We start from the raw sequence: 22,007 nt of genomic DNA, 5'->3' as shown, positions 1-22,007 counted from the left end.
GACCGCCCATTAACTGCCGCGATAGGTTGACCAGGACCAGGGCGAAATCAGAAACGGCAGGTGAAAATGGCTGCCCGCTTCGGCAATCATAAAATCGATCTGCGCGCTGACGTAGAGTGCATCCCGACCGGCGGCAGCAAAATAGTCGCCGATTTCTGCCGTTAAACGGTAGTGGCCCGGCGTCAGCGGCTCGGGCGTGAGATCTTTCAGACGCCCGTCGCTGTCGGTTTCACCCTGTGAAACCGGAAACCACCCTTCCGGGCTGTTCTGCTCAAGTGAAATCGCTACACCGCTGGCCGGTTTGCCCAGCGCCGTGTCCAGAATATGGGTAGTAACAGTACTCATTGAATCGTCTCCTTCAGGCGTAACAGGGTAATTTCACGCAGCTGATCCAGCGCCTCCTGCTGCTCGGCAGGATCGCTATTCTGCAACCGACGCTGCAACTCTGCCAGCATCTGCTCGCCGCTGCGCCCTTTAGCGCGAATCAGAAACACCCGGCCAAAACGCGTTTCATAAGCCTGATTCCCCTGCTGCATTGCCTGCTGCAAAGCGCTGTCGGCCTGCTGCATCGCAGACTGCTCTCCGCGCGACAGGGCCGCCTCTTTATCCGCGCCGTTCGCGCGTTCGCCAATGCGGGGATGCGCCGACAGTGCGGCCTCCAGCTCAGGCTGCTGCCACTGGCGGGCCAGCGCATCGGCGGTTTCCCGTAGCGCATCCAGGGTGTCAAAAGGCCGGGCTGCCACCAGCGACTGCTGCCAGTGCGGGATGGCGACACAATGCCGGATGGCCGCCTGCGCCTCGTCAGCAGGCAGCTGATTAAATGCGGCTAATTCCATGTTCAGCTCCGTTCAGCAATCAGCGAGACCGCCTGTAAATAAGCCTGCAGCGCGGGCGCCACATCAGCCACCGCGACAGACTCCGCCGGATGGTGGCTGATACCGCGATGGTTACGCACAAATAACATGCCGACCGGCCAGCGTTCAGCGATAGCGATGGCGTCGTGCCCCGCACCGCTCGGCAGTGACAGACTGCGCCCCTGCACCGTTTCCACCGCATGACTCAGCGCCTGCTGCAGCGCGGAGTCACAGGCGGTGGCACCGATGCGATAATATTCGTTCGACTCAAAGCGGAGTCCACGCCGCAGCGCAATCGCCTCCGCCTGGGTTAACAGGCTGGAGAGCAGTGTCTCCAGCGGGTTATCCAGCGGACCGCGCACGTCCAGCGACAGCGATACCTCGCCAGGGATTACATTGACCGCTCCCGGCGCGCAGTTAATCGTACCGACGGTAGCCACCAGTTGCGGATCCTGCTCACGGGTGGTCTGCTCAATAAACACCATCCACTCGGCAGCAGCAGCCAGCGCATCTTTGCGGTGGGTCATCGGCACCGTGCCCGCATGGCCCGCTTCACCGGTGAAACGGCAGTTGAGGCGGCGCGCACCGTTGATGGCCGTGACCACACCGAGCGCCAGATCCTCCTGCTCCAGGCAGGGGCCCTGCTCGATGTGCAGCTCAAGATAACCGACGATATCCTCAACCCGCCGCGCCGCAGATGCGATCCTGTCGCTGTCGAGCCCGACATCCGCCATCGCCTGCGCCACGGTAATGCCGTTGCCGTCAGGATGCGTCACCCAGCTTTGCGGCCAGCTGCCGGTAATGCCACGACTGCCGAGCAGCGTAATGCCAAAACGGGTGCCCTCTTCGTCACCAAAGCCAATGACTTCAATCGCCAGCGGTAAGCGGCGCTGATGTTCGTTAAGCCACTGCACGGTTTCAATCGCGCTGAGCACGCCCAGCATGCCGTCGTAGCGACCAGCGTTGCGCACCGTGTCGAGATGCGAGCCAAGCAGTAACGCGGGTGCACCCGCTTCTGCCGCCTCGTAGCGCCCACAGATATTGCCGACTTCATCCTGCCACACCTGCATCCCCGCCGCCTGCATCCACTCACCGACACAGGCGTTGGCGCGCAGATGTTCGGGTGAGAGGTAGACGCGGGTCAGCCCCTCGGCCGTTTCGCTGATCGCCGCCAGCGCGTCGCAGCGCGCCATAACGCGCTGTGCAGCGGCCTGGGCTTCGCTGGCGCTCATCATCATGCGTGGCTCCCGTAGTGATCCCAGGCGGCCTGCGCCGCGGCACCCTGCGGCGTGCGATAGCCGACATAGGTCAGCACCGTTTCCAGCGCGGAGAGAGTCTGCATCACGCAATCTTTACGCGCGTTGTAGCCCATGGTGCCAATGCGCCACACCTTGCCATGCAGCGGGCCAAACGAGGTGCCAATCTCAATGCCGAAATCTTCCAGCATCAGTTTGCGCACCTGATCGCCGTTTACGCCGGACGGGATCATCACGCCCAGCACGTTGTTCATTTTGTGTTTCAGGTCGCCGAAGGTTTCCAGCCCCATCCCCTGAATGCCTTTGAGTAATGCTTCACCGTGCAGTTTGTGGCGGGCGATGCCGTTGTCCAGCCCCTCCTGCAGGATCAGACGGGCGCACTCGCGCGCGCCAAACAGCGCGCTGGTCGCTTCGGTATGGTGGTTGAGCCGCTCCGGCCCCCAGTAATCCATGATCATGCCGAGATCAAAATAGTTGGAGTAGATCATCTCCTCTTCGCCATCCTGATGCGCCTCGGTGCGGATCCCCTGCTCTACGCATTTGCGTTTGCGGATCACCGCTTCCATCTCTGCGCTCAGCGTGATCGGCGAGGTACCCGATGGACCGCCCAGGCATTTCTGCATCCCCGCGGATACGGCATCAAGCCCCCAGGCGTCCGTTTCCAGCGCGTTACCCGCCAGCGACGCGGTGGCATCGGTGTAGAACAGTACGCCATACTGTTTGCAGATCGCACCCAGCTGCTCAAGCGGCTGCAGCATGGTGGTTGAGGTGTCGCCCTGCACGGTCAGCAGCAGGCGCGGCCGCACTTTTTTGATCGCATCTTCAATCTGGTCGGGAGTAAAGACTTCGCCCCACGGCACTTCAATGGTGTGCACTTCCGCACGACAGCGGCGGGCAATTTCGCACAGCAGATGACCAAAGCGGCCAAACACCGGTACCAGCACTTTGTCTCCAGGCCTGATCGATGACAGCAGAATCGATTCGATACCGGCGCGGGAGGTGCCGTCAATCAGCAGCGTCCAGCGGTTCTCTGTGCGAAACACGCCGCGATAGAGCGCCATCACTTCATTCATGTAGTGAGTCATCGCGGGATCGTACTGCCCCAGCAGCTGACTCGACATAGCGCGCAGCACACGTGGATCGGCATTGATCGGTCCAGGCCCCATCAGCAGACGCTGTGGCGGGTTAAGTTGCGGGTAGTGATTGATATCCATGGTAATTTCCTTTTTCAGAATCAGAGGCGAACCGAAGAGATAAACTGCTTCAGCTCCGGTGACTGCGGCTGAGCGAACAGCGTCTTACTGTCGCCCTGCTCCCAGACGCGCCCCTGATGCATAAAGACCACACGATCGCCCACATCGCGGGCGAAGCTCATTTCATGCGTGACGAGGATCAGCGTCATTCCTTCTGACGCCAGCTGCTCCAGAACTTTGAGCACTTCGCCCACCAGCTCGGGATCGAGCGCGGAGGTGATCTCATCACAGAGTAAAACTTTCGGCGTCATCGCCAGTGCACGGGCGATCGCCACGCGCTGCTGCTGACCGCCGGAGAGGCTGGCAGGATAGTAGTTGAGACGCTCGCCCAGCCCGACCTTCTCCAGCATCTGCGCCGCCAGCGCCCGGCACTCGGCCTCGCTTTTTTTCAGCACCCGGCGCGGCGCCAGCATCACGTTCTCCAGTGCCGTCATGTGCGGGAACAGATTGAAGCTCTGAAACACCATCCCGACCGAGCGGCTGATTTCACGCGCCTGCGAGTCGCGATCGGTAATCGTCATACCGCCGAGCTTGATGCTGCCCTCCTGATAGCCTTCCAGCCCGTTCATGCAGCGCAGCAGCGTGCTTTTGCCCGATCCGCTGCGACCGATGATTGAGATCACCTCGCCCATGTCGATATCCAGATCCACGCCTTTCAACACATGGTTGTCGCCGTAATATTTTTGCACCTGATTAATGGTGATGAGCGGCATTGAATTTTTTCTCCAGATACTGGCTGTAGCGAGACAGCGGATAACACATCAGGAAGTAGCCCAGCGCCACCAGCCCAAAGACTTTAAACGGCTGATAGGTCACGTTGTTCAGAATGGTGCCCGCCTTGGTCAGCTCGATGAACCCGATAATTGACGCCAGCGCGGTGCCCTTGATCACCTGGACAGCAAACCCCACCGTCGGGGCAATACCGATGCGGATCGCCTGCGGCGCAATGACCCGCCACAACGTCTGACCAAAGGTCAGGCCGAGACAGCGCGACGCTTCCCACTGGCCTTTTGGCAGGGCGCGGATGCTGCCGTACCAGATATCGACCAGAAAGGCGCTGGTGTAGAAGGTCAGCGCCAGCGAGGCCGCCGTCCAGGGTGCAACATCAATGCCGAACAGGCCGACGCCGAAAAACGCCAGGAACAGCTGCATTAGCAGCGGCGTGCCCTGAAACAGCGCGGTGTAACCGCGTACCAGCCGCGTTAACCATTTGCGTTGCAGCAGGCGCATAAACAGCAGCGGCAGCGTCACCAGCGTGCCGCCGACAAAGGCCACCAGCGACAGCAACAGGGTCCAGCGTGCCGCCAGCAGCAGGTTGCGCAGGATGTCCCAGTCGGTAAAGGTCGTCATCATGATGGCTGCACTCCAAACCATTTACGGCCAATCGCCAGCAGCAGATGGCGCATTGCAATCGACAACGCCAGGTAGATCAGCGTGGTCACCAGATAGACCTCAAAACTTAAGAAGGTGCGCGACTGGATCAGGTTGGCGGCGAAGGTCAGCTCCTCGTAGGAGACCTGCGACACCACCGACGAACCCAGCATCACGATGATGCACTGACTCACCAGCGCCGGATAAATGCGCTGCAGCGCGGGCGGCAACACCACCCGCAGAAACGTCTGGCTGCGGGTTAATCCCAGCACCCGTCCCGCTTCCCACTGCCCTTTGGGTGTCACCTGTATTCCGGCACGAATAATCTCGGTGCTATATGCCCCGAGGTTGATCAGCATCGCCAACAGCGCCGCCTCGCCAGCAGTGAGTTTCAGCCCCAGCGCAGGCAGACCGAAAACGATAAAGAACAGTTGCACCACAAACGGCGTGTTGCGGATCAGCTCGACATAGATGCCCCACAGGCGGCTCATCCAGCTGGGTCTGCCACTGCGCAGCGCCGCGCCCGCAATGCCGAGCGCCACACCACCGGTAGTCGCCAGCACCGTCAGCTGAATGGTGACCCAAAGACCGGAGAGCAGCTCCGGCCAGTAGGGCCACAGGGCGGGAAAGTTAAGTTGCCCGGTCATGAATCTTTCCTCAGGCGCCGAGGTTGGCGGGCAGCGGCGCTTTCAGCCACTCTTCTGACAGTTTATTCAGGGTGCCATCTTTGATGCCCTGCTCAATCAGCGCATTTACTTTCGCTTTCAGTGCGGGCTGATCTTTCTTCAGGCCGATATAGCAGGGAGAATCTTTCAGCATAAACTGCGCCACCGGCGCTTTGGCCGGATTCTGGCGGGCAATGGCGGCGACCACCAGGTTGCCGGTCGCCACATACTGCACCTGACCGGAGAGATACGCAGACAAGGTAGTGTTGTTATCTTCGTAGCGTTTCACCTGTGCATCTTTCGGCGCAACGTCACTGAGCACCATGTCCTCTACCGCACCGCGTGTTACGCCAATCGATTTGCCGCTCAGGGCAGACGCCGCTTTGATTTCATCGCCTTTCGGCCCGAATACGCCCAGGAAGAACGGCGCATAGGCGCGGGTGAAGTCGATCACTTTTTCCCGCTCGGCATTTTTACCCATGCTGGAGATAACCAGGTCGACCTTGTCGGTTTGCAGATACGGCACGCGGTTGGCACTGCTGACCGGAACCAGCTGCAACTTAAGTTTCATCTGCTTTGCCAGGTATCTGGCCGTGTCGATGTCATACCCCTGCGGCTGCAGATCGGTGCCAACCGAGCCAAACGGCGGGAAATCCTGCGGCACGGCGATGCGAATGACGCCGCGTTTCTGGATGTCCTGCAGTTGATCGGCCAGCGCGCTTCCCGCTTGTGCCATCAGTAATGCCGCTGTCGCAACCGCCATCAAAACTTTTTTCATTATGCACCCCGGTGAGATTAACGTGAAACAAAAGATTCTTTGAGATGCAATCTGCAACTAATGTGCCAATCCGGACGGCCACAGAAAAAGGGTTAAGCGGCAAAGCATTCAGCTGAAATCTGGCGTAATCGGGACGACTACGCCGGGGGAAGGTCTGTTCTGAAATGGGGCAAAGCACCAAAACGGTGCCTTTTAGCGGTGCTCCAGCTCGTCAAACTGCTGGTAAAGGTCGGCGATCTGATGAATGCGCTGACGTCCCTGTGCCAGCATTTCATGTAGCAGTGCATTGGCAATCAGGTTAACCAGACTCATGGCGGAGCCATAACTGTCGAAGGCGGAAACGCTGTCCAGCGGCGTACAGAGCTGCCAGCGCGCCAGCGCAATCACCGTCTGCGCCTGCGGCTCACACAGCGCCAGCAGCGGGATACCGGCCGCCTGCAACTGCTGCATCAGCGGGCGAATGATGCGGGGACGACGACGGAAGGCCATCACGACCACCATATCCTCCGGCGTAATATCCACCAGCTCCTCAGCCAGCGTCTGGCCCGGCTGCGGCAGGATATGTACCTGCGAACGCGCCTGCACCAGCTGCTGTCGCAGATGCAGTGCCACCGGATAGGCGTTGCGCATGCCGATGATAAAGACGCGTTTTGCCTGCGCCAGCTGCTGGATAACCTCATTAAAGTGCCGGGCATCCAGACTGTTCACCCACTGCGTCAGGTTAGCCATCTCCTGCTTGTAGTGTCGCGCCAGCAGCGTATTGCCCTGCACCGCATCACGATTATCGGTCAGCGGCATGCCGCTCTGGCGCAGGATGCGTAACTCATCACGCATATCCTTGTATTTTTCATAGCCCAGACGCTTAAACAGCCGGCTGACCGTGGCTTTCGACACGCCACTGAGCCGCGCCAGCTCGGCACTGTTGTAGCTGATCAGGTCATCGAAGTGGTCAAACACGAAGTCGGCAATACGCTGCTCCTGCGGGGAGAGCTGGGGATAGTGACTCCTGAGTCGTTCATCAAGCTGTTTCATAACCCGTCCTGTAACTTTTGTTTCAGCAGAAGCTAGCACAATTTGCGCCAGGTTAACCGGCGCATTGTCAGCTCAGGGTGAAAACTGGAACAGCTCTTGCTTTGTTATCGGTTCTGTCACCCGGATAACGAGAAAAAGATGATTCAAAGCAATATGGCCCCGCAGGGGATGGCGGTGACGCCACACCATCTGGCGAGTGAAAGCGCGCTCGCGGTACTGCGTGATGGCGGTAATGCCATTGAAGCGATGGTGGCCGCTGCCGCGACCATCGCCGTGGTCTACCCGCATATGAATGGACTGGGCGGTGATGGTTTCTGGCTGATTCTGCCGCCCGGCGGCGATCCTGTCGCTATCGACGCCAGCGGCGCAGCCGGTTCGCTGGCTCATCACGATTTCTACGCCGATCACCCTAAGATTCCGCATCGCGGGCCGAAAGCGGCGCTGACCGTGGCCGGTACGGTCAGCGGCTGGCAGGAGGCACTGAATCTCTCGGCTGAGATGGGCACCCCACCGCTGCCGCTGGCACGTCTGCTGCGCGATGCGATTCGCTACGCCGCTGACGGTATTCCGGTGACTGCCTCACAGAGCGCCGCCACCGCGACGTTCCGCAGTGAATTGCAGCATCAGCCCGGCTTCAGCGCCACCTTTATGCCTGACGGCAACGTGCCGCAGCCAGGCAGCCGTTTTACCCAGCCTGCCCTGGCTAACACCCTGAGCCAGCTTACTGAAGAGGGGCTCGACAGCTTTTATCGCGGCACGCTGGCTCACCATATGGCCGATGAGATGGCCACGCTGGGCATGCCGGTGACGCTGGCCGATCTGCAGCAGCATCGCGCCCGCCGCACGACGCCGCTGCATCTCTCCCACAGCGAAGGTGACATCTGGAATATCACCCCGCCAACGCAGGGCATGGTGTCGCTGGCGATCCTGGGCATCACCGATCGGCTGGAGATGGCGGAGGCTGACGATGCGCAGACGGTGCACCGTATCGTGGAAGCCACCAAAAAAGCGTTTGCACTGCGCGACAAACACATCACCGATCCACGTCACGTCACGGAAGATTTGCAGGCGCTGCTGGACAGCGATCACCTTGCCACACTCGCCAGCCAGATCACCGATGGAGAGGCGGCGGCATGGGGAAACGGACGCGGGCCGGGCGATACGGTCTGGATGGGCGTGATGGACAGCAGCGGCCTGGCCGTCTCCTTTATTCAGAGCATTTATCACGAATTTGGCAGTGGTGTGGTGCTGCCCGGCACGGGTATCACCTGGCAGAACCGCGGCGCCGCTTTCAGCCTCGATCCTGACCATCTGCTGGCCCTGGCACCCGGTAAGCAACCGTTTCATACCCTGAATCCCGCCGCCGCACGGCTGAAAGATGGCCGGACGCTGGTGTATGGCGCGATGGGTGGGGATGGACAGCCGCAGACTCAGGCGGCGATTTTTACCCGCCATGTGATTCAGGGCTTGCCGTTACAACAGGCGGTCAGTGCGCCGCGCTGGCTGCTGGGCCGGACCTGGGGGCAATCATCAGACTCGCTGAAACTGGAAGGTCGTTTTGACGACGAAACGGTATTGATGCTGCGTCTGTGGGGACATGAGGTGGAGCTGCTGCCGGACTTCAGCGAATCCGTGGGCCATGCGGGCGCCATTGTGCGCCACAGCAACGGCATGTTTGAGGGCGCAAGCGATCCACGCAGTAACGGCAGCGCCGCCGGTTTTTAACAGGAGCGAATCATGAATCAACACGACTGGGCCAGCTACATCGGCCATATGGAGCAGATACTGCAACTGGAACTGGATGACGCCCGCCGCGCTGAACTGCTGATCCAGCTGTCGCGTATCGCGGAGATGGCCGCGCCGCTGATGACGTTTCCGCTGGATGACCGGCTTGAAGTGGCAGGAGTATACCAGGCATGAGATTAGGTGACGTTTCGATTCAGACCCTGCAGCGGGCGATTCAGCAGGGTGAAATCAGTGCGCTGGAAGTGGCAAAGCGCACGCTGCAGGCGGTTGAGCAGCACAATCCGGCGCTGAATGCCTGGACGGAAGTGACCGGGCCGCGCATGTTAAAAGAAGCGGCGGATGTTGATGCGCAGCGGCAGCGCGGCGAAACCCTGCCACCGCTGGCGGGCATCCCGTATGCGGTAAAAAACCTGTTTGATGTGGCGGGTCACACTACCCTGGCCGGTGCCAGCCTGTTCAGCGACCGGCCAGCGGCACGTGCAGATGCGTTTGCTGTCGATAAACTGCGTCGCTCTGGTGCGCTGCTGTCTGGCATGCTGAACATGGATGCCTACGCGTATGGTTTTACCACCGAAAACAGCCACTACGGCGCGACGCACAATCCGCACGATCTCAGCCGCGTGGCTGGCGGCTCGTCAGGCGGTTCGGCGGCTGCCGTGGCCGCCGGTCTGGTCCACTTTTCGCTGGGCACCGACACCAACGGCTCGATTCGGGTGCCCGCGTCGCTGTGCGGTATTTTTGGTCTTAAGCCGACCTTTGGCCGGTTGTCACGCAGCGGCAGCCATCCGTTTGTCGCCAGCCTCGATCACATCGGTCCTCTGGCGCGGCGGGTTGAAGACCTGGCGCTGGTATATGATCTGTTGCAGGGCGCAGACCACACCGATGCGTTTCAGGCCGATCGCCCGCTGGCCGCGACGCTACCGGGGCTGTCACAGGGCAGCGAAGCCTTGCGCTGCGGCGTACTGGGTGGCTTTTTTGCCCGCTGGTGCGATGAGGATGCCCGCGCTGCCGTCGCGGTGGTCGCGGCAGCACTTGATGCACAGGAAGAGGTGCTGATGCCGGACGCTGAGCTGGCACGCTCGGCGGCGTTTATCATGACCGCGGCAGAAGGCGGCAATCACTATCTGCCCGCCCTGCGCCAGACGCCTGAGCAGTTTGAACCCAATTCACGCGAGCGTCTGCTGGCCGGTGCCATGATGCCAGGTGCCTGGTACGTGCAGGCGCAGCGTTTCCGCCGCCATTTCCAGCAGCAGGTGTTGCCGCTTTTTGATCGGTTTGATGTGCTGATAGCGCCGGCGACACCCTGCAGCGCGATCACCATCGGTCAGCAGACCCTGTCGATTCAGGGGGAATCGCTGCCCGCTAAGGCGAGCATGGGTATGCTGACGCAGCCGATCTCCTTCCTGGGATTGCCGGTCTGTACCGTGCCGCTGGCGACCCGAAGCGGTCTGCCGATTGGATTACAGCTTATCGCCCGTCCGTTTAATGAAGAGGCGGTGTTACGTGCCGCCTGGGCACTGGAACAACGCGGCATTACGATACCGCAAATCAATATGGCTGGAGCCTGATGAACAGAGAGATTAATTTACCGCAGGTGGTCACCGAGGTGACGGCGCAGTTTTACCGCTACGAGCAGGCGCTGGTCAGCAATGACGTGGCTGAACTGGATGCGTTGTTCTGGCACGACCCGCGAACCGTGCGCCTCGGCGCGGGTGAGAATCTGTATGGCATTGATGAGATTCGGGCCTTCCGCGCCGCGCGTCCTTCAGCCGGGCTGAACCGGACGCTGCGAAACACCGTGATCACCACCTTTGGCGAGGATTATGCGGTCTGCAGCACCGAATTTACCCGCACCGGCAGCGATAAAATTGGCCGTCAGCAGCAGACCTGGGTACGCATGCCCCACGGCTGGTGCATCGTGGCGGCGCAGGTCAGCCTGATGGGCTGACATCGTCCGGCGCTTCGCCCGATCAACGCGGGGCGAGCGCCGGAACCGGCTTAAGGTGCCGGGTGCGTGTTGATCCAGTGGTCAGCGATCTGCTGACGGGTGCAGATCCAGACATCCTCATGCTGCTGGATGTGATCGAGAAAATTCTGCAGCGCGCGGAATTTGCCAGGACGACCCAGCAGGCGGCAATGCATACCGATCGACATCATCTTCGGTGCGGTTTCGCCCTCTTCATACAGCACATCGAAGCTGTCGCGCAAATAGGTAAAGAACTGTTCCGCGGTATTAAATCCCTGCGGCGAGGCAAAGCGCATGTCATTGCACTCCAGGGTATAGGGGATAATCAGGTGCGGTTTAACCGTTCCATCCTGACAGGTGACCTGGGTCCAGAAAGGCAGATCGTCGCCGTAGTAGTCACTGTCATAGCTAAAACCGCCCTGCTCCACCACCAGCCGCCGGGTATTCGGGCTGTCGCGGCCGGTGTACCAGCCGGTCGGCGCTTTACCAAACAGATCAACCAGCACATCGACCGCCTGCTGCATATGCTGGCGTTCGGTTTTTGCATCCATGCCCTGATAGTGGATCCAGCGCCAGCCGTGACTGACCACATCGTAGTCAGCCTGTTTAATCGCTTCGACGACTTCCGGATGACGCGCCAGCGCCATCGCCACGCCGAAAACCGTTAACGGCAGACCGCGTTTCTGGAATTCGTTGTGGATACGCCAGAAACCGGCGCGTGAGCCGTACTCATACAGCGACTCCATCGACATGTGGCGATCGGGATAGCTGGCTGCCCCGATGATGTCGGAGAGGAACTGCTCTGAGCCGGTGTCGCCGTGCAGCACGCTGTTTTCTGCGCCCTCTTCGTAGTTCAGAACAAACTGCACCGCCACACGGGCGTTGTTGGGCCAGGCGGCGTGCGGCGGATGAGCGCCATAACCGATTAAATCGCGCGGATAGTTTTTGTTAAAGCTGTACTCTTTCTTCTCTGCAGCGTCAGTCATCACTCCACCTGTTTTGATTCGGGAAAGTTCCGTTAGTTTAGATGCTGAAACGCACCTGAGAGAGGTTTCTGCAAAGGCCAGGCCAGATCACCATGTTTGCTGGTGCCAAAACCAAGCGCCACCAGCGACTCCACCATCTTTACCGCCGCGCTGACGCCATCGATCACCGGCAGGCCGAGCTCCCGGGTCAGCTCCCCGGCCAGCGTCGCCATTCCGCCACAGCCCAGCACAATCGCCCCGCTGCCATCTTCCCGCTTCGCCTGAATGCAGCGCTGCCGCACTTTTTCCTGCGCCAGGCCGCTGCCATCTTCCAGCGCCAGTACCGGCAGATCGATGGCATGCAGCGCGGCACAGTGATGGGTAAAGCCATACTGCTGCAGCAGATGACGCGCAATCACCAGGGTGCGCGGCAGCGTGGTGACAATGGAGAAACGCGTCGCCAGCAGCGTGGCGGTATGCATCGCCGCTTCCGCAATGCCGATCACCGGTCCGCTGGCCAGCTCGCGTGCCGCCAGCAAACCCGGATCACCAAAGCAGGCAATGACGTGGCCGCTGACGCCCTGCGCTCTGCCCAGTTTAATCTGCTCCAGTACGCCGATGGCGGCGATCGCCTCATCGAAGTGCCCTTCAATGGAAGGCACGCCCTGCGACGGCGAAACAGCCAGAATTTCGGTGCCCGGTGCGGCGACCGCACGCGCGGCCTGACCGATAGTTTCGGTCATCGCCAGGCTGGTATTAGGGTTAATAACCTGAATCAGGCTCATGAGGCAGCTCCAGAGCCTGCGGCAAACAGTCGGGAAAAGTCGGGCAGCGTTTCCCCGCTGCGCTCAAAGTGCAGGCTGGAGACGATGTGCTCGAAGTGATGCTGTAGCGCCTGCGTCAGCGGCTGCAGCGCACGCGCGCGCAGTAACTGAAGCAGATTCGCATGATCGTCACAGCGGCAGCCACGCTGCCAGGGTGCGCCATAGGCGGCAATCACCAGTGATGAGCGCTGCGTCAGGCTGGTCACCATGCCAGTGAGCACCTGATTCCCGGAGATCGCCTGCAACTGAATATGAAAGGCCGCTGACAGCCGAATGGCTGCCGGGCCATCATGATCGGCGTGCGCCTGGTTCTCCTGCGCGATGAGCTGCTCCAGCGCCACCAGATGCGGGGGCTGCAGATGGGCCAGGACCGCTGGCAGATTAGCGCACTCCATTAAACTGCGGGTTGAGAAGATATCCCGCGCCTCTTCAACGCCGGGTGTGGAGACCTGCGCACCACGTTTGGGCGTCAGAGTGACCATTTGCACCGCCGCGAGGCGTTGCAGCACTTTGCGGATGCCGGTGCGGCTCACGCCAAAGACCCCGGAAAGGACCTCTTCCGGCAGTTTACTGCCCGGCGGCAGCTGATGCTCAACAATGGCGTTCATCAACGCCTGGTAAATCCCTTCATCTTTATCCTGCAGCCTGGTGGCGTCTCGCTGTCCTGTTTTACTCGTCATTACCCGCTCCGGTCGCTTGCTGTACGCCACATATCGTATACGTGAAAAATAAATATTGTATACAAGAAAAGAGATCTGGCCTGGATCCTGCAATACCGCTTTACCAGATTATTCATTCCACTCTCGGGTAGAGGAGCAGGTTTCATGCCAAATCAATCAACGGTGGCCAGCACGGCCTCTGAAGCCAACGCCCGTTACAGCCCACGACTCTGTAACGACGACCTGGCACCGACTCGCGATCAGAACTGGTCGTGGTACAACATTTTTTCTTTCTGGATGTCGGATGTGCACAGCATGGGCGGCTATGTGGTGGCCGCCAGCTTCTTCACGCTGGGATTAGCCAGCTGGCAGGTGCTGCTCTGCCTGCTGGCGGGGATCTGCATCGTGCAGATCTGTGCGAATCTGGTGGCGAAACCGAGTCAGATGGCGGGCGTCCCCTATGCGGTGATCTGCCGTCAGGCGTTTGGGGTGTTTGGTGCCAATATCCCGGCAGTGATACGCGGTCTGATCGCGTTCGCCTGGTATGGCATCCAGACCTATCTGGCGGCGAATGCGCTGATGCTGGTGCTGCTGAAGTTCGCGCCGTCGCTGACGTCGATGACCGTGCCGCACTGGCTTGGTCTGTCGCTGCTGGGCTGGTGCTGCTTCGGCATTATGTGGTTACTGCAGGCGATGGTGTTCTGGCATGGCATGAACGCCATCAAACGGTTTATTGATGTCGCCGGACCGGCGGTCTATGTGGTGATGGTGGCGCTGGCGGGCTGGATTGTATACAAGACCGGTTTCGATGGGATTTCGTTTACCCTCGCCAGCAAATCGCTTACCGCAGGCGAGCAGACGTGGCAGATGATTACGGCGACGGCGCTGGTGGTCTCTTACTTCTCCGGGCCGCTGCTGAACTTCGGTGACTTCTCACGCTACGGCAAAAGCATGTCAGAGATCCGTCGCGGCAACCGCTGGGGACTGCCGTTTAACTTTCTGCTGTTCTCGGTGGTGACCGTAGTGATTGTGTCGGGCACCCAGTCGCTGTTTGGCAAAATGATTACCGATCCCATCGAAACCGTGAGCATGGTCGGCAACGATCTGGCGGTCGCGATTGGATTGCTGACCATGATTACCGCTACCATCGGCATCAATATCGTGGCGAACTTCGTCTCGCCCGCTTTTGACTTCTCCAACTGTTCACCGCAGAAAATCAGTTTCCGTACCGGCGGGATGATCGCCGCGGTGGGGTCGGTGCTGTTAACGCCGTGGAATCTGTTCCAGTCTCCTGAGCTGATTCACTATACGCTGGATGTGCTGGGATCGTTTATCGGGCCGCTGTTCGGGATTCTGCTGACCGATTTCTATCTGATTAAACGTGGACGTATCTCGGTCGACGATCTGTTTAACGATACGCCAGCAGGCCGTTACTGGTATCGCGGTGGCTTTAACCCTAAAGCGATTGGCGCGCTGCTGCCATCGGTGGCGATTTGCCTGGTGATTAGCTTTATCCCTTCCCTGCATCAGGTGGCGAACTTCAGCTGGTTTATTGGTGCCGGTCTGGCGGCAGGCTGCTATCGCTTTATCGCCCGTGAAGATCGTGAGGCGGAGGATGTCGCCCGCTGGCAAGGCGAGGTGATGCCGCAGAAGAACCAGGCCGCCGCTGAATAGCAGACAGCAAAAAGCCGATTCATTTCTGAATCGGCTTTTTTAAAGAGATTGGCGGAACGGACGGGGCTCGAACCCGCGACCCCCTGCGTGACAGGCAGGTATTCTAACCAACTGAACTACCGCTCCGCGCTTTGTTCCCCGTCGGGAACGAGGCGCATAGTAATGGCAGCCTGTTGCGACGTCAACGCTTTTTCCAGGCGAACAAATCGTTTGCTGTTTTTTTCAGCTTGCCGTTGATTTTATCCACAAAAATGCGTAATTCAGCCGCGCCACAGGCAGCTGCCACCCTTTTTCATCACCAGATCCAGACGTGACTCATGGGCAACCACTTCTTCATCGCTGGCCGTGACCACGCGCAGTGCAGAGGTGGGACGCACGATGCGCTGGATGCTCTCTCCCTGCGCCTGTCGGGCGCTTTCACTTTCCGATAAAAAGGAGAGTGACGTCTGTCCGCCGGTCATCGTCAGGAAGACTTCAGCCAGAATCTCGGCATCCAGCAGTGCGCCGTGCAGGGTTCGTTTGCTGTTGTCTATTTCGTAACGCGAGCAAAGCGCATCAAGGCTGTTGCGCTTGCCGGGAAACATACGGCGCGCCAGCGCCAGACTGTCGGTGATTTTGCAGAAGGTTTCGGTTTTCTCAATGCCGCGGTTCAGCTTTGCAAACTCGTAGTCCATAAAGCCGATATCAAACGGGGCGTTATGGATCACTAATTCAGCACCGCGAATGTAGTCGAGAAACTCATCGGCAATCTCGCTGAATGCAGGCTTGTCGGCCAGGAACTCATCGGCAATGCCGTGTACGCCAAAGGCTTCGGGATCGACCAGCCGATCGGGCTTGAGATACATATGGAAATTGTTACCGGTCAGGCGACGGTTAATCACCTCTACCGCACCAATCTCAATGATGCGGTGCCCCTCATAATGTACCCCGATCATGTTCATGCCGGTGGTTTCAGTATCGAGAACGATCTGGCGGTTATTTGCAGTGCTCATAAGACCCGTTTTATGTCAGACTTAGCATTTTTGAGAGGAAGTCTACCAGAGATGCGCAAACAGGTAGAAATATTCACCGATGGATCCTGTCTTGGAAATCCCGGCCCCGGCGGTTATGGGGCGATTTTACGCTACGGTCAGCATGAGAAAACCTTCAGCGCGGGCTATCACCTTACCACCAATAACCGGATGGAGCTGATGGCGGCGATTGTCTCACTGGAAGCGCTGACTCAGCCGTGCGATGTGGTGCTCAGTACCGACAGTCAGTATGTGCGTCAGGGAATTACCAGCTGGATCCATAACTGGAAAAAGCGTGGCTGGAAAACCGCCGACAAAAAGCCGGTGAAGAATGTCGATCTCTGGCAGCGTCTCGACTTAGCACTCAGCACCCATAAGATTCAGTGGGAGTGGGTTAAAGGCCATGCCGGACATCCGGAAAATGAGCGCTGCGACGTGCTGGCCCGCAGCGCAGCTGAAAATCCCGCTTTTGAGGATATCGGTTATAAAACCGAATCCTGATCCTCTGCCTGCCGGAACTGGCGTGTGGCATTGACCGTCTGGCGGATCTTGCTGGTGCTCATACTCTTCTTAGCCCGGGTCGGCAGCAGCGGGAAGGTGCGTTTACGTGCCACCACAATATTCAGACAGCCCAGCGCCGGTAAGTGGGCGCTGATCAGTTTTCCGCCCTGCCGATGCCACGGCAGCACCTGAAAGCGGGTGCGATAGACCACCTCATAATTCAACAGTCCCAGCCAGTCGACTAACCGCACCTGGCTGAACATCCGTCCGCTCCAGGGGGCTTTGCGGTTCAGGCCCGGCACCATCTTACTCACGCCGAGCAGGCTGAATGGATTGAAGCCGCTGATAATCATCCAGCCATCATCAATTAACACCCTATCTACTTCACGTAACACCCGGTGAGGATCCTGGCTCCAGGCGAGCGTATGGGCCAGCAAACAGGCATCGATCGACTTCGACTCAAACGGCAGTTGCATCGGGTCAGCCAGCACCTGTAACAGATCACCTTCCCTGCCAACATTGACCTGATGTGAAATAGCACAGTTTTCGGTGTTGATTTCTGCGCTGAGGTTGCCAAGCTTAAGCATATGAAAGCCATAAAGCTTTCCAAGGTAAGGCTGAAGCTGCTGCGTTAGCGCGTCGCGGAAATAATCTCCCCACGGCATATCGCGCCATGACAGCGGTGCGTTCAGAATCTGGCGTGATTTAGCGGGCTTCATGCTTTACGCTCTTCCTTTTCCTACGACCTGCGAGAGGTGATGATGAATCTTACCAGTATTCCTGCGTTGCAGGACAACTACATCTGGACGCTGACTGATGATGACGGTAAATGCCTGATTGTCGATCCCGGCGAAGCCCAACCGGTGTTAGAAAAAATGGCCTCCAACGGCTGGCAGCCGGTCGCTATTCTGCTGACTCACCACCATAACGACCACACGGGCGGAGTGAAAACACTGTGCGAGCATTTCCCTCAGCTTGAGGTCTATGGTCCCCAGGAAACTGCGGCTAAAGGGGCCAGAAGCATAGTCAGCGAAGGCGATAAGGTCACGGTACTGGGCCTGACGTTTGAGGTAATCCACACCCCTGGTCACACTTTAGGACATATCTCATATTACAGCTCACCTTATCTTTTCTGTGGTGACACACTCTTTTCGGGCGGCTGCGGGCGCCTTTTTGAGGGCACGGCAGAGCAGATGTATGATTCCTTTCAAAAGCTTAACCAGCTTCCAGGTGAAACATTAGTCTGCTGCGCACATGAATATACTTTATCCAATCTGAAGTTTGCTGCGGCTATTCTGCCCCATGACCCACAAATAACGGCCGAATATCAGAAAATTAAGGACTTACGCGCTGAAAATGGCATTAGTTTGCCCACAAAACTGGCGCACGAACGGACAATAAATTTATTTCTTCGCACGCAAGACGTTGATTTACAAAGGGCATTAAACGTTAACGTTACTGATGAACCCGTATGGCGTTCATTTGCCGTTCTACGCGAGAAGAAAGACGCTTTTTGATTTTTCGGGTTGTGTTGTGAAAAGTCGTCACGTATAGTTGCTCGTCTTTTAAGCGAACTATTGACACACACATGAAGGCTAAAGCGATCTTACTCGCCTCAGTCTTGCTGGTAGGATGTCAGGCGTCCAGGAACGATGCCAATATCCCGGTACAGCATGCACAGAGTCTGTCTTCAGCTGGTCAAGGTGAAAATGGAAAGTACGGAGACGAGTTTTTGTCGCCGCGATGGCAGGAAGATGGAACTGGCCTCGCAGCAGACGCAGATCTCTGGAGTTTCATTAGTGACGAGTTGAAGATGGGGATTCCGGAAAACCCGGCAATCCGCGAACAAAAAAGTAAATTTTTAAAAAATAAGAGCTATCTCCACGATGTAACATTACGGGCAGAGCCGTACATGTACTGGATAGTCGAGCAGATACAGAAACGTAAAATGCCGATGGAACTGGTACTGCTACCCATAGTGGAGAGCGCTTTTGACCCCCGGGCAACTTCATCCGCCAATGCCGCTGGTATCTGGCAGATTGTTGCTGCAACAGGTCGAAACTATGGTTTGAAACAGAACCAGTATTACGATGGGCGACGCGATGTGGTCGCATCCACGAAAGTTGCGCTGGATATGATGCAGCGTCTTAACACCATGTTTGACGGCGACTGGTTATTAACCATCGCAGCGTACAACAGTGGTGAAGGACGTGTACTCAAAGCGATAAAGCAGAACAAGGCGCGCGGTAAGCCGACTGACTTCTGGCATTTATCGCTGCCACGCGAAACGACCGTGTATGTGCCTAAAATGTTAGCTCTGAGTGAACTGCTCAAAAATAACAAGCGTTACGGTATCAAACTGCCGACACCTAATGAAAGTCGTGCTCTGGCGCGAGTGGAAGTGGGTCAGCAGATACAGCTGACGCAGGCTGCCGAAATGGCGGGTATGTCGCTCACGAAACTGAAGAGCTTCAATACCGGTTATAAAGGCGGTGCAACAGCGCCAAACGGCCCACACTATATTATGGTGCCGAAGTCGAACGTCGCGAAACTGCGTAACTCACTGGCTTCCGGTGACATCGCAGCGGTACAGCCTACTCAGCTTGCGAAAGCCAGTGCGAGTGGCGGGTACAAAGTGCGACGGGGTGATACGCTCTCTGGTATCGCCTCAAAACTTGGCGTTAGCGTCTCGACACTGAAGCAGGATAACAACCTGCGCGGTGCTGATATCCGACCGGGTCAGACTCTGACCATTGGTTCGAATGGCACCCGACTGGCTGATAACGGCAACAGCATCACCTATCGTGTTCGTAAGGGTGATTCTCTTGACAGTATTGCCCGTCATCACGGCGTTAACATCAAAGACGTGATGCGCTGGAACAGTGTGCTGGACAGTGCGAAAGATATTCAACCCGGCGATAACTTAACGCTGTTTGTGAATAATAACGCAACACCTGATACCTGATACGTTGAAAAGGCTGACATTTGTCAGCCTTTTTCTTTTATTCATCCGCCACCGTTTACTCATCTGCCGGACTTCCCTCCCCCTTCTGCAGGCTCGCTTAATGCACCGGACTAGCTTCCTGAACTGAACTCCACCAGTAAGGGGTTATGGTCGGACGCGCGCGTCACCAGTACGGATGCCTCACTCACCCTGAGATCGCGATAGAAGACGAAATCCAGCGGGCGACCAAAGGCTTTACGGCGGTGATCGGCAGTAAACATTACCTCTTCCAGCTTCATTCGCTGTGCAAAACGGTAGAGGGCATTGATACGCTGACGGCTCCAGGCATTGAAATCCCCGGCCATAATCACCGGCCCCTGGTGATGCATGATCTGCTCCCCGATTGGCCCCAGCTGTTTACTGTAGACGTCGACGCCCAGGCTGAAATTTACCGCATGGATGTTCACGACCATCAGCATTTCCCCCGTGGGCAGCGGATACGCCGTGACCAGTGCCGATTTTGACAGCCTCAGCAGAGGCTCACGCTCACGCAACGGGCAGCAATAGACCGGGTGCGCAGAGGCGAGCGTCATCACCCCAGAGGGATGCTGAGGTAGCACAAAGGCAGGTACCTGATCGGCAGCAAGATAATTACTGGTGGCAAACTCCACCAGTTCTGGTGTGGTCTGCGCTTCCTGCAGTAATACCAGGTGCGCATCTTTACCAAATCCTTCCAGTACCGACATCCAGTCTGCGCGTTGCTGCTTAAAGATGTTCCACACCAGAACTTTGAGGTTTGGGTGCGCGGGCAAGGGGGCGCCGGGTGGCAGTGCCTGACCGAGATGGAGCATCGCGCCAGGTGGAAAGATCTGTTCCACTGGTTGTCCTGCTACATATCGCATTGCATAAGTTTTTTTGCGCACTTTCCCGCCTGGCTGATGATTCAAAATACAGTTAACACCTGTCTGTTATAGGGATTTTAGACCGGGGTTTCAATGGATGCAGGTGAATGTCAGAATTCATCACCTTTTCCAGAATAAAGCAGCCCTTTTAAGTTCGCTAAGCAAAACGAGGCAGATCAGGCGGTGACATCCCCGATGTCATCGTTAACGGCTCCTGTACTGGTTATAACAGCATTATCAGTCATAAACTGGCTTAATGGCCATGTGACTGCAGGGAGGAAGAATGAAGGCATCTTCTGATGAACTAAAAGTGTTTGTCAGCGTAGTAGAAAGTGGAAGTTTCAGTCGCGCTGCTGAACAGCTGAAGATGGCTAACTCTGCCGTCAGCAGGACAGTTAAAAAGCTGGAGAGCAAGCTGGGTATTGCCCTGCTGACCCGCACAACACGGCAGCTGGCGCTTACGCAGGAGGGCGAACGCTATTTTCGCCATGTTCAACGTTTTTTGCAGGAGATGACCACGGCAGAAAGCGATTTGATCGAGAGTTTACAGGCGCCTAAAGGACTACTGCGCGTTGATGCCGCGACGCCGGTGATTCTGCATTTGCTGATGCCGATGATTAAACCCTTTCGTCTGCGCTATCCTGACGTGACTCTTTCTTTGATCTCCTCAGAGAGTTTTATCAATCTGATTGAGCGGAAAGTGGATATCGCCATTCGCGCCGGCAATCTCACCGACTCAACGCTGCGCGCCCGGCTGCTGTTCAGGAGCTTTCGCAAGATGGTTGCTTCACCCGCCTATCTCCGTGAGCATGGGACACCGCAAACGGTGGCTGAGCTGGATAACCACCACTGTCTCGGCTTTGATGATTCCCCACGACTCAATAGCTGGCCCGTCTCCCGTGAAAGCGGCGAACTCTATGATATTAGCTGGGCTATCTCCTCTAACAGCGGAGAGACGATTAAGCAGCTCTGTCTTACCGGTAATGGTATTGCCTGCCTGTCGGACTATATGATCGATCGTGAAGTTGCTGAGGGAAAACTGGTGGAAGTGTTGGCCGATCAGCGTCTGCCGGTCGAGATGCCCTTCCATGCTGTTTACTACAGTGATATTGGCGTAAGCCAGCGTGTGCGCGCTTTTATCGATTTTCTGAGTGAGTGGACAGCTGAGCAACCGTGGCGTACCTGATGTCTACAGGGGCAGGCCTGATCGGGATCTGCCCGCACACAATTGGGAAGAGTGGGATCGATTGCAGGATTATCGCTTCAGATTCAAAGAATTATCGATCGTTAAAATGATCCGGGAGATCGAAGAGAATCAGCGCGGTGTATTTTTCCGTGTTGAATTTGCTGCAATGGAAAAAGCCCTGACCGTTAAGTCAGGGCTTTCCAATTAAGTGGCGGAACGGACGGGGCTCGAACCCGCGACCCCCTGCGTGACAGGCAGGTATTCTAACCAACTGAACTACCGCTCCACCGATTCTTTCACAGCTGTCAGCAACTGGCTGATGGCCGTCTGTTCCTGTCATTTTCCTTGTCAGGGGAAAAGGAACGAATTTGATGCCTGGCAGTTCCCTACTCTCGCATGGGGAGACCCCACACTACCATCG

At 57.5% G+C, this 22,007-nt stretch carries 25 protein-coding genes and 2 tRNA genes; 10 read left to right on the top strand and 17 right to left on the bottom strand.

Annotation, left to right across the window (positions count from 1 at the left end; all coding sequences use genetic code 11):
• Positions 1 to 9 precede the first annotated feature (9 nt).
• The 9 genes from uraH to hpxU all read right to left on the bottom strand — a co-directional run bounded on the left by uraH (position 10) and on the right by hpxU (position 7,209).
• Positions 10 to 345, bottom strand: a complete 336-nt coding sequence (gene uraH, locus ACK13D_RS21845; RefSeq protein WP_009091913.1) for a hydroxyisourate hydrolase — start codon at positions 343 to 345, stop codon at positions 10 to 12.
• Positions 342 to 836 (bottom strand): 2-oxo-4-hydroxy-4-carboxy-5-ureidoimidazoline decarboxylase, encoded by a 495-nt coding sequence (uraD, locus tag ACK13D_RS21840; RefSeq protein WP_124889720.1) that lies wholly within the window; start codon positions 834 to 836, stop codon positions 342 to 344. The genes uraH and uraD overlap by 4 nt, the downstream gene beginning before the upstream one ends.
• 2 nt (positions 837 to 838) lie before the next feature.
• On the bottom strand, positions 839 to 2,092 hold the full coding sequence (gene hpxK / locus ACK13D_RS21835; protein ID WP_010255158.1) for an allantoate amidohydrolase: 1,254 nt from the start codon (positions 2,090 to 2,092) through the stop codon (positions 839 to 841).
• A complete protein-coding gene (locus ACK13D_RS21830) occupies positions 2,089 to 3,324 on the bottom strand; it encodes a pyridoxal-phosphate-dependent aminotransferase family protein (protein WP_010671148.1) in 1,236 nt (411 codons plus the stop codon). The genes hpxK and ACK13D_RS21830 overlap by 4 nt, the downstream gene beginning before the upstream one ends.
• A 20-nt stretch (positions 3,325 to 3,344) precedes the next feature.
• Positions 3,345 to 4,076 carry an amino acid ABC transporter ATP-binding protein gene (locus ACK13D_RS21825; RefSeq protein WP_010671147.1) on the bottom strand — a complete coding sequence of 244 codons (732 nt, stop codon included), beginning with the start codon at positions 4,074 to 4,076 and terminating at the stop codon, positions 3,345 to 3,347.
• Positions 4,057 to 4,713: an amino acid ABC transporter permease gene (locus ACK13D_RS21820; RefSeq protein WP_010255156.1), complete on the bottom strand. Its 657-nt coding sequence runs from the start codon at positions 4,711 to 4,713 to the stop codon at positions 4,057 to 4,059. The genes ACK13D_RS21825 and ACK13D_RS21820 overlap by 20 nt, the downstream gene beginning before the upstream one ends.
• Positions 4,713 to 5,381 carry an amino acid ABC transporter permease gene (locus tag ACK13D_RS21815; RefSeq protein ID WP_010255155.1) on the bottom strand — a complete coding sequence of 223 codons (669 nt, stop codon included), beginning with the start codon at positions 5,379 to 5,381 and terminating at the stop codon, positions 4,713 to 4,715. Before ACK13D_RS21815 ends, ACK13D_RS21820 begins: the two co-directional genes overlap by 1 nt.
• A gap of 10 nt (positions 5,382 to 5,391) precedes the next feature.
• Complete coding sequence (locus ACK13D_RS21810; protein ID WP_010255154.1) at positions 5,392 to 6,177, bottom strand: transporter substrate-binding domain-containing protein; 786 nt, start codon at positions 6,175 to 6,177, stop codon at positions 5,392 to 5,394.
• A gap of 192 nt (positions 6,178 to 6,369) precedes the next feature.
• Positions 6,370 to 7,209 carry a MurR/RpiR family transcriptional regulator HpxU gene (gene hpxU, locus ACK13D_RS21805; protein WP_010255152.1) on the bottom strand — a complete coding sequence of 280 codons (840 nt, stop codon included), beginning with the start codon at positions 7,207 to 7,209 and terminating at the stop codon, positions 6,370 to 6,372.
• 138 nt (positions 7,210 to 7,347) lie between these two features.
• Here hpxU and ACK13D_RS21800 point away from each other — a divergent pair, with 138 nt between their 5' ends.
• From ACK13D_RS21800 to hpxZ, 4 genes are read left to right on the top strand one after another with little or no spacing between them, the layout of a single operon-like run.
• Entirely contained in the window at positions 7,348 to 8,934 is a 1,587-nt protein-coding gene (locus ACK13D_RS21800; protein ID WP_033771016.1) for a gamma-glutamyltransferase family protein, read from the top strand.
• Between the two features lie 12 nt (positions 8,935 to 8,946).
• Entirely contained in the window at positions 8,947 to 9,129 is a 183-nt protein-coding gene (gene hpxX / locus ACK13D_RS21795) for an oxalurate catabolism protein HpxX (protein ID WP_033766590.1), read from the top strand.
• The gene (locus ACK13D_RS21790; protein ID WP_346551264.1) at positions 9,126 to 10,523 is read left to right on the top strand and encodes an AtzE family amidohydrolase; all 1,398 of its coding nucleotides are present in this window, start codon (positions 9,126 to 9,128) and stop codon (positions 10,521 to 10,523) included. The genes hpxX and ACK13D_RS21790 overlap by 4 nt, the downstream gene beginning before the upstream one ends.
• The gene (gene hpxZ / locus ACK13D_RS21785) at positions 10,523 to 10,903 is read left to right on the top strand and encodes an oxalurate catabolism protein HpxZ (RefSeq protein WP_033756670.1); all 381 of its coding nucleotides are present in this window, start codon (positions 10,523 to 10,525) and stop codon (positions 10,901 to 10,903) included. The genes ACK13D_RS21790 and hpxZ overlap by 1 nt, the downstream gene beginning before the upstream one ends.
• Positions 10,904 to 10,953: 50 nt before the next feature.
• Here the strand turns inward: hpxZ and puuE are convergent, their stop codons facing one another.
• The 3 genes from puuE to ACK13D_RS21770 are packed head-to-tail and all read right to left on the bottom strand — an operon-like array spanning position 10,954 to position 13,390.
• Positions 10,954 to 11,907 carry an allantoinase PuuE gene (gene puuE / locus ACK13D_RS21780; RefSeq protein WP_010255138.1) on the bottom strand — a complete coding sequence of 318 codons (954 nt, stop codon included), beginning with the start codon at positions 11,905 to 11,907 and terminating at the stop codon, positions 10,954 to 10,956.
• A gap of 32 nt (positions 11,908 to 11,939) precedes the next feature.
• Complete coding sequence (hpxA, locus tag ACK13D_RS21775; RefSeq protein WP_010671141.1) at positions 11,940 to 12,671, bottom strand: allantoin racemase; 732 nt, start codon at positions 12,669 to 12,671, stop codon at positions 11,940 to 11,942.
• The gene (locus tag ACK13D_RS21770; RefSeq protein ID WP_163799341.1) at positions 12,668 to 13,390 is read right to left on the bottom strand and encodes a GntR family transcriptional regulator; all 723 of its coding nucleotides are present in this window, start codon (positions 13,388 to 13,390) and stop codon (positions 12,668 to 12,670) included. Before ACK13D_RS21770 ends, hpxA begins: the two co-directional genes overlap by 4 nt.
• Positions 13,391 to 13,534: 144 nt before the next feature.
• On the opposite strand from ACK13D_RS21770, the gene ACK13D_RS21765 reads away from it, so the two are divergent.
• Positions 13,535 to 15,043, top strand: a complete 1,509-nt coding sequence (locus ACK13D_RS21765; protein ID WP_163799343.1) for an NCS1 family nucleobase:cation symporter-1 — start codon at positions 13,535 to 13,537, stop codon at positions 15,041 to 15,043.
• Positions 15,044 to 15,092: 49 nt separating this feature from the next.
• Here the strand turns inward: ACK13D_RS21765 and ACK13D_RS21760 are convergent.
• Together ACK13D_RS21760 and dnaQ are read right to left on the bottom strand one after the other, a co-directional pair.
• A tRNA-Asp gene (locus ACK13D_RS21760) sits at positions 15,093 to 15,169 on the bottom strand.
• 134 nt (positions 15,170 to 15,303) lie between these two features.
• Entirely contained in the window at positions 15,304 to 16,035 is a 732-nt protein-coding gene (gene dnaQ / locus ACK13D_RS21755; RefSeq protein ID WP_010255127.1) for a DNA polymerase III subunit epsilon, read from the bottom strand.
• Between the two features lie 51 nt (positions 16,036 to 16,086).
• Between dnaQ and rnhA the strand changes: the two genes are divergently transcribed.
• Positions 16,087 to 16,554, top strand: a complete 468-nt coding sequence (rnhA, locus tag ACK13D_RS21750) for a ribonuclease HI (RefSeq protein WP_010255125.1) — start codon at positions 16,087 to 16,089, stop codon at positions 16,552 to 16,554.
• Here rnhA and ACK13D_RS21745 read toward each other — a convergent pair.
• A complete protein-coding gene (locus tag ACK13D_RS21745; protein ID WP_010255122.1) occupies positions 16,536 to 17,273 on the bottom strand; it encodes a class I SAM-dependent methyltransferase in 738 nt (245 codons plus the stop codon). The two genes, rnhA and ACK13D_RS21745, sit on opposite strands and share 19 nt — an antisense overlap.
• A gap of 42 nt (positions 17,274 to 17,315) precedes the next feature.
• Here ACK13D_RS21745 and gloB point away from each other — a divergent pair, with 42 nt between their 5' ends.
• A complete protein-coding gene (gene gloB, locus ACK13D_RS21740; protein ID WP_346551267.1) occupies positions 17,316 to 18,071 on the top strand; it encodes a hydroxyacylglutathione hydrolase in 756 nt (251 codons plus the stop codon).
• 71 nt (positions 18,072 to 18,142) lie between these two features.
• Positions 18,143 to 19,519: a murein transglycosylase D gene (gene mltD / locus ACK13D_RS21735; RefSeq protein WP_022625195.1), complete on the top strand. Its 1,377-nt coding sequence runs from the start codon at positions 18,143 to 18,145 to the stop codon at positions 19,517 to 19,519.
• A 110-nt stretch (positions 19,520 to 19,629) separates the two neighbouring features.
• On the opposite strand, the gene ACK13D_RS21730 is transcribed toward mltD, so the two are convergent.
• A complete protein-coding gene (locus ACK13D_RS21730; RefSeq protein WP_010255114.1) occupies positions 19,630 to 20,421 on the bottom strand; it encodes an endonuclease/exonuclease/phosphatase family protein in 792 nt (263 codons plus the stop codon).
• Positions 20,422 to 20,683: 262 nt separating this feature from the next.
• Between ACK13D_RS21730 and yafC the strand changes: the two genes are divergently transcribed.
• On the top strand, positions 20,684 to 21,586 hold the full coding sequence (gene yafC, locus ACK13D_RS21725; RefSeq protein WP_346551269.1) for a DNA-binding transcriptional regulator YafC: 903 nt from the start codon (positions 20,684 to 20,686) through the stop codon (positions 21,584 to 21,586).
• Positions 21,552 to 21,794, top strand: a complete 243-nt coding sequence (locus ACK13D_RS21720; protein WP_346551271.1) for a hypothetical protein — start codon at positions 21,552 to 21,554, stop codon at positions 21,792 to 21,794. The genes yafC and ACK13D_RS21720 overlap by 35 nt, the downstream gene beginning before the upstream one ends.
• Position 21,795: 1 nt before the next feature.
• On the opposite strand, the gene ACK13D_RS21715 is transcribed toward ACK13D_RS21720, so the two are convergent.
• A tRNA-Asp gene (locus ACK13D_RS21715) sits at positions 21,796 to 21,872 on the bottom strand.
• Positions 21,873 to 22,007 lie beyond the last annotated feature (135 nt).

This window comes from Pantoea sp. K16 (assembly GCF_048452805.1).
GTDB lineage: Bacteria > Pseudomonadota > Gammaproteobacteria > Enterobacterales > Enterobacteriaceae > Pantoea > Pantoea agglomerans.
This window is presented reverse-complemented; position numbering and strand designations above follow the sequence as displayed.